Source organism: Brevinematales bacterium (genome assembly GCA_026415355.1).
In the GTDB taxonomy this organism is placed as follows: domain Bacteria; phylum Spirochaetota; class Brevinematia; order DTOW01; family DTOW01; genus SKYB106.
Window position 1 is genome coordinate 96,767 of the sequence record JAOAHF010000004.1, and the last position, 13,533, is coordinate 110,299.

Sequence of the window (13,533 nt, forward strand, 5' to 3'; positions counted from 1 at the left end):
AGCACACTCAAAATTCAATCAATTAAATTCAAATCTCGTTGAATATTAGAAACTATTGAAAACACTCACTTATTCATTTAGGATAAACTCGTAGAAAAGGAGGTAAAGATGGCCAAGGGTTACTGGATATTAGTTTTACATGCTCATTTACCTTTCGTTAGACATCCTGAATACACAGATTCGATGGAAGAGAGGTGGCTTTTTGAAGCAATGTCAGAAACATATATACCGCTCTTACAAGTTTATGAAAGGCTTTTAAATGAAGGGATTGACTTTAGAATAACGATGTCTATAACACCACCACTTGCAAATATGCTAGGAGACTCTCTACTACAAGAGAGATACGAAAGACACATTCAAAAACTTGTTGAACTAGCCGAGAAAGAAGTACACAGAACAAGATGGCTACCCGAGTTTCACGAAACTGCGAAAATGTATTTACAGCACTTTAGAGATTGCCTAAACATCTTTTACAAGTACAATCGTAATCTACTAAATGGATTCAAGATGTTTCAAGATCTTGGTAAGCTAGAAATAATAACTTGCAGTGCTACTCACGGATATGCTCCCCTTATGGAGATTTATCCAAACGCTGTTAGAGCTCAATACCTTGTAGCAAAAAGAGACTATGAAAGAGTATTTGGAAAATCTCCAAGAGGTATATGGAACGCAGAATGTGCTTACTATCCTGGACTCGAAGAAATTCTAAAAGAAGCAGGTATAAGGTTTTTCTTTGTCGATACTCACGGAATTCTATACGCTGATAAGAGACCAAAATACGGAGTATTTGCTCCGATGTACACTAGAAACGGTATAGCATATTTCGGAAGAGATCTAGAAACCTCCAAATCCGTATGGAGTGCTAAAGAAGGATATCCTGGAGATCCTTGGTATAGAGAATTTTATAGAGATCTAGGATATGATGCAGACTACGACTACATAAGACCGTATATACACGAAAGTGGAATAAGATTAATGACAGGCATTAAGTATCACCGAATAACTGGATCAGATGTACCCCTTGATAGGAAAGAGCCTTATGATTATGGTAAGGCCATGGAAAGAGTATGGGAACATGCCAGTAACTTCATATTCAACAGACAAAAACAAATAGAATATTTGTCATCAATAATGGATAGAGAACCTCTTATAGTTTCAATGTATGATGCAGAACTATTCGGACATTGGTGGTTCGAAGGACCTCAATTTATATACGCCGTCGCAAAAAAATGTTGGGAATCAAGAAACTGGGATACTCAAGTAGAGATGATAACACCAGTTGAGTACTTACAAAAGTATCCTAAAAACCAAGTAGCAACACCTCCTATGTGTAGCTGGGGTTACAAAGGATATAATGAATTCTGGCTATCAGGGCCAAACGATTGGATATACAGACATCTACACAAGGCAGACGAAAAAATGATAGAATTAGCAAATAAATTCAAAAATACTCAAGATAAACTAATAGAAAGAGCACTAAATCAAATGGCAAGAGAATTACTACTAGCTCAATCTTCAGATTGGGCTTTTATAATGAGAACAGGAACTACAGTTGAATATGCAGTAAAAAGAACTAAAGATCATATCAATAGACTCTACAAGATCTACGATATGGTTCAATCGGGACACATCGATATAGAATGGCTAAAGTATATCGAATACCTCGATAACATATTCCCAGAAATTGACTTCAGATATTATGCAGATAAGTAGCTATTTACTATAAATTACTAAATAGAAACTAAATTTTACTACTCAAACCTAAATATTTTGGCAACTAACAGGTTCAGCAAAAATTCAGGCATTGAGTTACAGATAAACGTTGTTGATTGGATTAAAAATCCAATGCAATACCACAAACCATCCAAAGCTAATAAGAACTTATAACCTTTTTGAATGCTTTTAAAAAGGTTTCTATTTCTTTATCCTTCACTATCAAAGGTGGAAGAAGTCTCAACGTGTTTTCTCCTGACTTTAATGTTAAGACTCCCTCATTCATAAGAGAGCCTATTACATCCATAACTTTTACTCTATCATCAAATTCAATTCCCACCATAAATCCCTTTCCTCTCACATCTTTTATAAATTCATATCTCTGTTTAAATTCATTCAATTCCTTGAATAAAGCAAAACTAATCTTTTCTACACATTTCAGAATATCCGTTTCTTTGAGAAGTTTCACAACAGTATATGCTACTGAAGTAGCAAGTTGATTACCACCCATAGTCGATGCATGCATACCTGCCTCACATACCTCGAAATATTTCCTTTTGAGAATAGTTGCTCCGATAGGAATCCCTCCCCCCAAAGCTTTTGAAAGAGTTATCATATCAGGCTCTATATCATAATTTTGATATCCAAAATATTTGCCTGTCCTACCTATACCAGTTTGAACTTCATCAAAAATAATAAGTGCATTATACTTTTGACTTAGCTCTTTAACTTTTTCAACAAATTCATTGCTTAAAGGTCTAACTCCACCTTCACCCTGTATCGCTTCCAGCATTATAGCACACACATCTTCATTGAATTTCCTTTCTAAATCTTTCACATCGTTATACTCTACATACTCAAACCCACTAGGCAAAGGTTCTAGATTTTTCTGATACTTTCTCTGTCCTGTTGCTGTAATAGCACCTAGAGTCCTACCATGAAATGAACCAGTTAGAGACAAGATAATGTACTTACTTTTTGATATCTTTTTACCATAAAATCTAGAAATTTTTATAGCTGTCTCATTCGCCTCGGCACCACTATTTGAGAAAAACACACCTCCATCAAAACTTATTTCAACTAAAGACTTAGCAAGTCTAACTCTCTCTTCAGAGTAGTAAAGGTTTGAAGTTGACATTAACTTTTTTGATTGCTTTATAATAGTTTCGACTATCTCTTTTTTGGTATGCCCGAAATTTAAAACCCCTATTCCAGACGTGAAGTCTAAGTATTTCTTGTTATCGTAAGACCAAAGATAACTTCCATACCCCTTCTTAAATCCAATATTAAACCTGTTATAGAAAGGTAATATATACTGTTTATCAAGAGAAACTATTTGATCAAAATTCATAGATTACTTATTTTAAGTGCTAATAACCATATAATTCAAAAACTATTTCGAATAAAACATACCAGCAAATCCCCATACTAATCCAAATACAGCCAAAACAAGAGAAAAAAATAAAAATACAGGGAAAACAAAAATATATCCAAAACCTGACAAAATGACTTTAAAGAGCAAATAAAAACCAAAAAAAACAAAAAATGGAATCGCAGTCCACCAAACATTAAAAAATATTCCAAGCAATCCTAACCATAAAACCAATAAAAATATTCCTCTATATAATACACCAGAAAAGTTACCCGTTTTTACTAGAATAATTATTCTATCCACAAAATCTCTAAGTAAACTCCTTTCAGACATTTCTACTTCGTAACTCCAATCTGAAACTAACAAAATTGAGTTGTATTTTCTCCTTATGCCAAGTATAATATTTCTTTCATCATTGAAATCCACACCAATATCCAGAAGATACTTAAAAACTTTACCACTAACACATAAAAAGTTTGATAGCGGAATGGGAATAATCTTAGGTGTAACTACCTTGTATTTGAGATTAAAAATAGGTTGTAATATTACTGAATTAAGTATATGACTTTTCAAATGATCTTTAAAGCGTTTGGATTTGACAACATAAGTACCATTTATTATTTCAATCCTGTAAGAACTTATAATGGAAGTTAAGATACTAATATCTACTTTTTTACCTATATTGTATTTTCTAAGTATCACAAAATCATTATCTGCTAAATCATTAATCTTCTTATCTTGACAGTTTATACCTTCTAGTGTACTTCTGTCCTTCATGAAATAGAAGTTGTATAAATGTGATTTTGCTATGAATACTGGTCTATCATAGTATTGAAGTATTTTGAGCCTGTAGAATATAGCAATAGTATCAATAAAACTAGATATTAAAACTCTTGGACTTATAAAACCAGAACCATGATAGTTTATTTTGACAGGTATTGATTTAATAGCAAAGTTATACCTGTGCGCTATAAGTAAGAGTTCTAAATCAAAAGCAAATCTCTTAATAACCATCCTACTCAAACAAATTTCAAGAACTTGTCTACTGAATAGCTTAAGCCCTGTTTGAGTATCTCTGAAAGGTAATCCAAATAAGACTTTAGATATTCCATAGAACAATAAACTAACTATTTTTCTCAAAATAGGATATTCAATCTGAGATCCTTTTTCAAATTTCGATGTTATAACAACATCAAAACCATTATTGTATTCATCTATAAGATTTTCTATTTGATCTGGAGGTATATCAAGGTCAGAGTCAATTAGAACTACAACATCACCAGTAGAATTAAAGAAACCGTTTTTTAAAGCAAATCCCTTACCCTGATTAAACGAATTTTGAACTATTACAATTTTTTCATTACCAGAAAAGTTTTTCTGAAGCAAATCAAAAGTATTATCAAGAGATCCATCATCAACAACAACTATCTCGTAGTCATCTACTAAACCTCTTGACACGTAGGATAATAGAACTTCTTCTACTTTCTTAGTATTCTCAACGATAAACTTTTCTCCGTTATAAACAGGCATGACAACAGATAGTTTCATATACCTTATTCCCAATTTTTTATTCTATCTTTCTGATTCTTGATGAAGCTTATCCTATCATCAGTAGTCTTAGTATCTTCCTTCTTCTTCTTAAATAGAGAGACAATAGTATCTAAAAAATCCTCCTTTACACTACTTGCTTGCTTACTTTTTTCTAAATTTAGGATGTTTACAAGCTCTTTATCTTCTATTTTAGTAATCAAATTCAATCCCCTTTCTCCAGATGACATAACGTAATAATCTTTACCTATCCTTATTATGTATATCGCAACACCTTGCGAAATACCTTTAGAAGCCATTATTTCAATTACTCCAAAATCATCAACTGGGCTTCCTGTCGCTTTCTTTAAAAATCTCAGAGAAACATAAACTATTGCTATAACTATAGCAAGCGTAAGCAAAATATTCAGAATATCAACTATAACCCACCAAAAGCTTCGACCACCTTCCTCTTCTTGTTTGTAAAATCTGTCAAGAAATCCTCCATTAGTGTTTGTTTCTTGAGCAAAAACAAAACTGAAAACAGATGATACAATAAAAATTAAAATAAGCAACCTGAAAATCCAAACATTACATCTACTGTTCATAATGGCATTATAAAGAATGACAATATAACATTTCTATATAGTAGCACCAAATCAAGACTATACTTAAGTAATTGCAAGAAAGATTATACATTTTTGAAAATTACTTTATGTTTGGGAGGGGAAAATGTTTGAAACAATAATCTATGTTTTAGTATCTGCTATAACCGCAATCGTGACTTCTTTTATTATAAGAAGTAGAGATAAAAATCTCTCAAACTTTGAAAAACTCAAGAAATTTACAGAAAAGCAAATCAACGAGTTTGAATCTTTTTTGAGAGAGAAAGAAAAATCACTAGAAGATCTGGTAGTCAGATTAGAGTCAAATTTAACCATTGGTAAGAACCTTGTGTTTACCATAAACGAAAAAATTAATGAAATAAGAGGAGGAGATAGCGAAATATCTGAAGCACTAAAAAGAATAAATGAAACCAAAAAAGAGATAAAAGAAATAATCTTATCCGTAGAGAGCATAAAAGAAGATTTTCAAAAGTTCAAAAACGAGTCAAAAGAATCTTCAAAAGTAATACAAGAATTTAAAAACGTTTTATCAAAAGTTAACGAAACAAAATCTCAGATCGACAAAGAAATGAAAAATCTCGAGATACAGGTTCTAGAATCAGAAAAGAACGTTGATAAAGTCATGAGTAAATTAGATTCCTTGGAATCATCTTTAAACAACTTTTACGGAGATTTTGAAAATAAAGTTAAAACAATAGAAAATAAATTAAATGACAGAGTAAGAGAAGTTAGTAACTTTACTAATACGCTAGAAGCAAAAATTGATAGAGATTTAGACAATATTCTTGCCGAAATAGATTCTAACTTCAATAAAGTCAAACAATCAATAAATAACAAGATTCTTGAAATATCAAACAACTACCAAACTCAGATATCAAAAGACCTTGAACAAAAATATATCGAGATAAAAGAGTATGCCGAGGAAAAATTGAATAAAAACTTTTCTGACATCGACAACTTAGCAAAAAGGGTAAAACAACTGGAAGATACAACCAACAAGTCTATAAGTGAAATTGGTTCACTAATAAACAATGCTGCTGATAAGTTTAATAATATATCTAGCAGCCTAAAAGAATTCTCAGAACTACTAAATGAAACAATAAAAACTAAAAACGTTGAAATTTCAAACTTACAAAATTCACTCAATCTTATAGACAACTCTCTCAAGGAGTTCAACGATAGACTTAAAACACTAGACATAGATTTTTCTAAAATCAAACAAGAAATTGAAAATACAAAAGATTATTACATGGAAATGATAATATCTGAATTTAACAAAGTTAAATCTGTACTAACTTCTGGAATAGAAGATAAGGTTCAATCTCTTATAAAGGAAGTGAATAATAGAGTTGACGCCAACATATCAGAAAAATTAAGAATACTTGAAAACCTATTCACTATAAAACAAGAAGAACTTTTTAATAGGTTTAAAGATAACTTCGAATCCATAAGAAACAGCATGAGTAGAGAAATAAACGATTACATAAAAAATTTCGACTTGCAAATAGATTCAATAAAAAGCGAATTTATAAACGACATAAATAAACTTGACAGACAGTTTTCAGAAAAGTTTGAAACAATATCTTCACTCGAAGGTAAAATGAGTCTACTAAAGGATGAAATATCAATTATTGAAGGAAACATAAAGAAATTCAATGAAAACATCTCATTATTACTAAAAGAAAGCCAAGAAAAAGACAAAGAGCTTAGAGAACTATATGTTAATCTATCAAATGACTTAATGAACCGAATAAATGAGTTATCCCAAGATGTTGATATGAGAATCAAAGTTGTCATAGATAGAATTGAAAAAGAAATAAATCAGGCAAAAGAAAAGTTTAACCAGAACCTAAACAGCGTATATGAAAAATTTGTAGAAGATATGAGAACAAACGTGGCAGAACATGTTGACAACTTGAAGCTATCTTTCAATAATACGTCTGACATAATGCTAAATAGAGTAAGAACAGAAATAGAAAATATCGATAAAAAGATAGCTGACACAAACAACAATATCGCTCAAATTTCAAATGAAATATCAGAAAGACAAAATGAAATAACCTTAGTTAACGATAAACTCAACAAAATTTCCGAAACGATAAACAACCTTGTTGAAGGATTTGATAAAAGGATTAATGAAGAAAAAGATGATATTAGAAAAACCGTAGAAAGATTTAACCAAAAAGTCCTTGAAATATTTTCTTCAGTTGAGAATAAGTTTGAGAACGTAAAGAAAGAATTAGATGAACTATACAAACGCGAAACAGACAGATTCCAGGAAACTATCAACAACTATGATAGAAAATTCCTAGAAATACTATCAAAGCTAGAGAACGATACAATCAAAGGATTTGATAAAATAAAAGATGAATACTCAAAAATGCTAAACGATTATATAAATAACAAGAATAATTACATATCAGAAGAGATTGAGAAGATAATTAAGAAATCTGCCAAGGATTATGAGGTAAATATATACAATCTCAAGAACAGGTTTGATAATTTCTTAAATGAATTACAGTCAGAATATGCATCAATGAAAGAAACTGTAAAGAACTATTTATCCAGTTTAGGTGAGACAAAGAAACAAATACTTCAAGATTACGGAAATTTTGAAAACGATCTTAAATCAAAATACAAAGAAATGGAAAATAGATTTATTGAATTATATACATCTAGGTTAAGTGCTTTGAAAGAGAAGTTTGAAGATACAGTCAAAAAACTAGAAGAAGACCATAAATCCTTCAAAGAAGCATTGAAAAATACCTATTCTTCAGACATCAATCAGTTCATAGAATCTTCAAAGAAGAATTTCGATAACAATATTAATCAGTTAACTAATACTGTAAAATCCCAGATTGAAAAAATCAACGAGATCATAGCATCGTTAGGTAATAAATACAAAGAAACTGAAACATACATAAATAACAGTTTTGAAGCCCTAGATAACAAAATATCTGAAATAGTAAAAGACACAAGTACTAAAGTCAGCGATATTTTAAACGCACTTCAATCAAAGTACAGAGAAAGTGAGACTAGCATATTAGTTAACTTAAACAACCTAGAAAACAAAGTATCTAACACTGTCAAAGAAACAAATGAGAAAATAGATAAATTGGTAGAAAACGCAAATTTGAGAATTTCAGAATCAATGAAAAAATATGACGATAGTTTATCTTCAAAAATAGAAGACTTCGAAAAATTGATGGGTGAATTTAAAACCAATATGACAAATCTCACATTCTCACTTAAAGAGCAATTTAATAACCAGATGGAAGAATATCTAAAAGAAATATCAAATAAAGTTGAAAATGTTGAAAACAGAGTAGAAGATTATTTAAATAGCATAACAAGGTCTCTTCAAGACAAAATATCCGATCTTGAAGATAAGTCTCAAGATAATATAGTCAAATGGATAAACACGATGAAAGAAACATTTGAAAAAGAAAAACAGTCAATACATGAAAGAATAGATAGTTATAAATCACAAGTAGAGAAAGAAATATCAAACACCTTAAGTATCATTAGATTTCAGGCTGATTCTTTCGAAAAAGACATGATGAATAAAATAAACAGAATACAATCAGAAGTTAACACCTTATATACAAACGAGAAAGAACTCATAGACAGTTTACTAGAAAATGCTAAATCAAATCTGCATACTATTTCAAAAGAAGCAGAAAAAAGATCTCAAGAATTCAGAGATTTTATTGAGGACCAATTTAAAAAATATCACAGTACTATACAAAATTTAGACAAAAAAATAAGTGAAATAGAAGATAACATAAAAAAGTTTAACAAACTTGACGAAAGAATAGATCTTATTAACTCTAAAATAAACGATATAAAGACTATGATGTCAGTAATTGAGGAAAATAGGAAAGTAGTCTCATCTGTAATGAGAGATATAGATGATATAAGAAAGGAAAAGATAAACTTAGAGAAATTCCTATCATACTATGAAAAGAATTCTAGATTAGTAAAAGATATAGAAAGCAAATTGCTTGTTTTGAATGAAATTGCCAACAGAATTTCCTCAAACATCGAATTCATAAAAGATAAAGAAAAACTCATACTTGATGTTTCAAATAGAATTACAACCTTCGAAAAAGATATACAAAATATAGCTGAAATACTGTCAAGCTTAGATGCCAAGAAGGGAATAGTAGAAAACATGCTAACTCAAATAAATCACCTCAGAAATAGTATTACAGACTTCGAGAAAAAGTATAACCAACTTTCGAGAGTACTATCCGAAGCTATGAAAAAGAAAGAAGAAATTGAAGGAATACTATCATCAATAAACTCAAGGATAGATCACATCATAACTACAAATCACAACATAGAAGGAGCAGTCAGTAAAATACAGAGCTTAGAAGGAATAATAGCTCATGTAAACTCAGAACTTAGCAAAGCAGTAAAAGTCAAAGAAGATCTTCTTAAACTTGAAGACAAACTAAACAATGCCATCGAAATTGCTAAAAAGTATATATCAAACATAGAAAACAAAACTGGCGTTAAGATCAAAGAGAATAATATATCTGATGAACAAATATCAACAATTATGAGAATGCATAGAGAAGGATGGAATATAGATAATATTTCTAGAGCAGTTGGAGTTACAAAAGATTTTGTTAAACTAATAATCGAGAAATATTCATAAAATGAACAAAGATATATTATTAAAAACATTGAGATATGTCTCAATAAAACCCAGAACTAGTAAAGAAATCCAAGATTATCTTGAAAAAAAACTCAATCTCAACAAAGAAGTTATAAACGAAGTCTTAGAATACCTCAAACAAAACGGCTATATTGATGACGAATTTATAAAGGATAGCATAATAAGATCAAAGATATCTAAGGGGTTTGGACCTAACTATATAAAAATGAAATTACTGTCACGCGGATTAAGTAGTAACTTAGAAATAGAACCAAACATAAACAAAGCAGTAGAAATAGTAAAAAGAAAATACTCAAGTGAACTCCACAGCGGATACAATCAAAAGGTGGTATCCAAAATCATCAGATTTCTTTCTTATAGAGGCTTTACTCCCTCTCAAATATCAGAAATACTAAAAAAAGTTATAGAATAACCCATCTACTCACCCAACATAACTCTATATTTTTTGATTTTCAAAGCTTCTTCTTTGAGTTCAAGAAGCTCAATAATATCATTCAGTTTCTGAAGTTCCATATCCTTTTTTTGAGATATTTTCTCAAGAGATGAGATAATGTATTTCAATGTTTCAATATATTCCTTAACTTTTTCCTGCTTTACCATCTCATCTTCTACTTCAGTTTCTCTCAAATTTGTACCTACTTCTTGTTCTTTACTAATTTGAAACAAACGATCACTCCCTTGTATCTCCATACTTTGGTAAAATGCAGAATAAAGTGTAGGATATTTTTTCTTATACTTGTTTAGAATCTCCACAAACTTGTTTTTATTGCCACTTAGCTGAAGGGAGTTCAACACCATAGTGAGTATTATCTCTTCAGCATTATGAGAATCACCAACATTATCAAGGTATTCTATACCGTAGAAGTAAACTTTGTCTAATACGTTTAGAATATAAGAAGAGAAGACAACATTATACAGAGATTTGGCATAGAAAAAATCTTTCTTACCGTTAATAACTTCCTCTCCATACCTTATAGAATTTTCAAAATCTTTCATTACAAAATACACCTCACACAAATAGTAGTTTATGGTTCTTTCATTATCTTTTGTCTTCTGTAGTTTGGTCAGAACTTCTATGGCATTGGAGTAATCCTTTTTAGAAATAAACTCTATGGCTTGAGACAAAGTATTTGAATATATTCTTCCCTCTAACAAAAAACCAAGTAGTAATACAAAAAAAACCCTCATCAGCATATACTAAAAATAATCGGAACAAAAATATCTAAACTGACAGTACTTTGTCAAAAACTACACTTAGTATTACCTCACCATAATGCGTTATAAACAATACTTCAACACATGGTGAAGAATAAGATATAACTTTACCCTTATACTTATAAAACATAGGATGTGATATAGAATAATCGAGCTTTCTTTTATAGGTTATTTCAAGAAGTTGTGAATTCACTATATTTCCAAACTCTCCAACTCCTGATAACATAAGCTCCTTATCTTTAGGTATCTCATCAATCTGATATATTCTTTTAACCACTTCAATCGCAAGCCTCTCGTCCATTTCATATATAACATTACCTTTAAAATCACCCTTTATCTTAAAGAAAAAAGAAATATCCTTTTCTATCTTTTTACCTGTTTTAAGATTAACTTTGTCTTTATGTATCTCAATATTCAACTTCTTACAAACCGATACAAAAGCATCAATGAACGGATTTATTATCTCAAATCTCATAAAATTTCTCCTAGTTTATCAAGTATTGTGAAAGATAAAATAGTCTTTGCATCTTTTATAGTATTATCTCTTATCATATTCATAATTTGCTCATAGTCAAGTATCACAACCTCTGTAAACTCGTCTTCATCTAAATTTTTTCTTGTTTCAATTAAATCTTCAGCAACTACAACATGTATTCTTTCTGAACTATATCCAACTGCTGGATAATACTCATATATCTTTCTAACCTTTCTAGCTCTATAGCCTGTCTCCTCTTCTAATTCTCTAACAGCAGCTTCAACAACACTTTCATTAACTTCCATTTTGCCTGCAGGAACCTCTAATAATTCTTCTTTTACAGGATACCTGTATTGCTTTATTAAGACAAACTTATGCTTTTCAATCATAGGTAGAATTGCTACCGCCTCTGGATACATAACCACATCTTTAGTCATTTCTTTACCATTATACTCTATTCTATCAGAATACAAAGAAAAAGATTTACCTTTGTAAATCAATCTACTATCAATAACCACTATCTCCATACACTGAAATATTATTTATGAAACGTCTTCTTGTTTAAAGTTTTTAACTATATCAATCGTAATATTAAAAAAATCAACATTTGGCAAATAAAAAATAAATATTCAAAAGAAAATAAGAATTATCATCTACTAAACAAAATTACAACTCCAACAATCACATTAATATAAATTTTTTCAATCAACAAAAACCTTGTACTAAAAAACCTTACATTCTCAGTAAAACCTAAGAAATGAAGAAAAGTTTTCTCAGATAATTAAGACAAAGATTAAAACTACCTTATAATTGTATCAATAAATGCACTACCAACAACTGTATCGTTATCATATAATACAGCAAGCTGTCCTGGAGTTATTCCAAACTGTTTTTTGTCAAAAATAACCCTTATTTTACCATCTTCAATATCAACCATACCAAAATCACCACTGTTTCTATACCGTATTTTAACTACAAACCTGCCACCTTGTACAGGTTTATTCCAAATCCAGTTAAGATTTGATCCTATGAACCCAGAAAAGTAAGGATTCTCCGAAACAGTTAAAGTATTTTGCTTAAGATCCTTATCAATAACATAGTACCTCTTACCAAGTTGTAACTTAAGTCCTCTTCGTTGACCTATGGTATAGAAAAAAATCCCATCGTGATATCCTACAACCTTACCTTCCTCGTTAAGTACATTACCTTTAACTTTTTTAACACCATTTTCAATCAAAAAACCGGTTATGTCATCTCCAGGAACAAAACACAAATCTTGACTTTCTCTCTGGTTAGGTTTAAGAGGCAATCCAGACAATTTCGCTATCTCTCTAACTTCATCTTTCGTCATATCTGCCAGCGGGAATATAGTTTTAGATAACTGAAACTTTGTAAGCCTCGCTAAAAAATAAGATTGATCTTTAACCTTGTCTCTTGCTTCCTTTAGTATATAATCTTCGCCAACTTTCTCAACTTTTGCGTAATGTCCTGTAGCTATAAAATCAGCTCCCTTCGAAATGCTATACTCTAGTAGATACCCAAATTTAAAATATAAATTACAGTTTACACACGCATTTGGTGTCCTACCTAATAGATATTCTTTTATAAAAGGATTTATTATTTTCGCATTGAAAAGTGCTTTAACATCTATAACTTCGTGCGGTATACCTAAATACTTGCACACATATTGTGCATACTTAACCTCATCAATAGAACAACACTTCCTTTCACCCTCAACTCCTGAAAGTACTAACGTTACACCCCTAACGTCATATCCTCTCTCTTTTAGAATTAGAGCAGAAATACTACTATCTATACCTCCACTCATTCCAACATAAACTGTAGACATAGTTAATAAATATAATAAAAATAATTTTTATAAGTAAGCTATACCTCAGACAAAATATACTTTAAAAACTAT

At 30.4% G+C, this 13,533-nt stretch carries 10 protein-coding genes; 3 read left to right on the plus strand and 7 right to left on the minus strand.

Going from position 1 to position 13,533, the window contains the following annotated elements:
• Positions 1 to 108: 108 nt before the first annotated feature.
• Complete coding sequence (locus N2712_02470) at positions 109 to 1,713, plus strand: DUF1957 domain-containing protein (protein MCX8028839.1); 1,605 nt, start codon at positions 109 to 111, stop codon at positions 1,711 to 1,713.
• A gap of 157 nt (positions 1,714 to 1,870) precedes the next feature.
• On the opposite strand, the gene N2712_02475 is transcribed toward N2712_02470, so the two are convergent.
• The 3 genes from N2712_02475 to N2712_02485 are packed head-to-tail and all read right to left on the minus strand — an operon-like array spanning position 1,871 to position 5,220.
• Positions 1,871 to 3,064, minus strand: a complete 1,194-nt coding sequence (locus N2712_02475) for an aspartate aminotransferase family protein (GenBank protein ID MCX8028840.1) — start codon at positions 3,062 to 3,064, stop codon at positions 1,871 to 1,873.
• 42 nt (positions 3,065 to 3,106) lie between these two features.
• Positions 3,107 to 4,633, minus strand: a complete 1,527-nt coding sequence (locus N2712_02480) for a glycosyltransferase family 2 protein (protein ID MCX8028841.1) — start codon at positions 4,631 to 4,633, stop codon at positions 3,107 to 3,109.
• 5 nt (positions 4,634 to 4,638) lie between these two features.
• Positions 4,639 to 5,220: a hypothetical protein gene (locus tag N2712_02485; protein ID MCX8028842.1), complete on the minus strand. Its 582-nt coding sequence runs from the start codon at positions 5,218 to 5,220 to the stop codon at positions 4,639 to 4,641.
• Positions 5,221 to 5,344: 124 nt separating this feature from the next.
• Here N2712_02485 and N2712_02490 point away from each other — a divergent pair, with 124 nt between their 5' ends.
• Both N2712_02490 and N2712_02495 read left to right on the plus strand, forming a co-directional pair.
• Positions 5,345 to 9,901 carry a hypothetical protein gene (locus tag N2712_02490; GenBank protein MCX8028843.1) on the plus strand — a complete coding sequence of 1,519 codons (4,557 nt, stop codon included), beginning with the start codon at positions 5,345 to 5,347 and terminating at the stop codon, positions 9,899 to 9,901.
• Between the two features lies 1 nt (position 9,902).
• Positions 9,903 to 10,334, plus strand: a complete 432-nt coding sequence (locus tag N2712_02495; GenBank protein ID MCX8028844.1) for a RecX family transcriptional regulator — start codon at positions 9,903 to 9,905, stop codon at positions 10,332 to 10,334.
• Positions 10,335 to 10,339: 5 nt separating this feature from the next.
• Here N2712_02495 and N2712_02500 read toward each other — a convergent pair whose 3' ends face one another.
• The 4 genes from N2712_02500 to mnmA all read right to left on the minus strand — a co-directional run bounded on the left by N2712_02500 (position 10,340) and on the right by mnmA (position 13,461).
• On the minus strand, positions 10,340 to 11,110 hold the full coding sequence (locus tag N2712_02500) for a hypothetical protein (GenBank protein MCX8028845.1): 771 nt from the start codon (positions 11,108 to 11,110) through the stop codon (positions 10,340 to 10,342).
• A gap of 34 nt (positions 11,111 to 11,144) precedes the next feature.
• Positions 11,145 to 11,612: a chemotaxis protein CheX gene (locus tag N2712_02505; protein MCX8028846.1), complete on the minus strand. Its 468-nt coding sequence runs from the start codon at positions 11,610 to 11,612 to the stop codon at positions 11,145 to 11,147.
• Positions 11,609 to 12,139 carry an NUDIX hydrolase gene (locus N2712_02510; protein MCX8028847.1) on the minus strand — a complete coding sequence of 177 codons (531 nt, stop codon included), beginning with the start codon at positions 12,137 to 12,139 and terminating at the stop codon, positions 11,609 to 11,611. Before N2712_02510 ends, N2712_02505 begins: the two co-directional genes overlap by 4 nt.
• 272 nt (positions 12,140 to 12,411) lie before the next feature.
• Positions 12,412 to 13,461 (minus strand): tRNA 2-thiouridine(34) synthase MnmA, encoded by a 1,050-nt coding sequence (mnmA, locus tag N2712_02515; protein MCX8028848.1) that lies wholly within the window; start codon positions 13,459 to 13,461, stop codon positions 12,412 to 12,414.
• Between the last annotated feature and the right edge of the window lie 72 nt (positions 13,462 to 13,533).

Bases quoted from the DNA above. Each gene is read 5' to 3' on its own strand.
- N2712_02470 (MCX8028839.1), top strand. From the start codon at position 109: ATGGCCAAGGGTTACTGGATATTAGTTTTACATGCTCATTTACCTTTC.
- N2712_02475 (MCX8028840.1), bottom strand. From the start codon at position 3,064: ATGAATTTTGATCAAATAGTTTCTCTTGATAAACAGTATATATTACCT.
- N2712_02480 (MCX8028841.1), bottom strand. From the start codon at position 4,633: ATGAAACTATCTGTTGTCATGCCTGTTTATAACGGAGAAAAGTTTATC.
- N2712_02485 (MCX8028842.1), bottom strand. From the start codon at position 5,220: ATGAACAGTAGATGTAATGTTTGGATTTTCAGGTTGCTTATTTTAATT.
- N2712_02490 (MCX8028843.1), top strand. From the start codon at position 5,345: ATGTTTGAAACAATAATCTATGTTTTAGTATCTGCTATAACCGCAATC.
- N2712_02495 (MCX8028844.1), top strand. From the start codon at position 9,903: ATGAACAAAGATATATTATTAAAAACATTGAGATATGTCTCAATAAAA.
- N2712_02500 (MCX8028845.1), bottom strand. From the start codon at position 11,110: ATGAGGGTTTTTTTTGTATTACTACTTGGTTTTTTGTTAGAGGGAAGA.
- N2712_02505 (MCX8028846.1), bottom strand. From the start codon at position 11,612: ATGAGATTTGAGATAATAAATCCGTTCATTGATGCTTTTGTATCGGTT.
- N2712_02510 (MCX8028847.1), bottom strand. From the start codon at position 12,139: ATGGAGATAGTGGTTATTGATAGTAGATTGATTTACAAAGGTAAATCT.
- mnmA (MCX8028848.1), bottom strand. From the start codon at position 13,461: ATGTCTACAGTTTATGTTGGAATGAGTGGAGGTATAGATAGTAGTATT.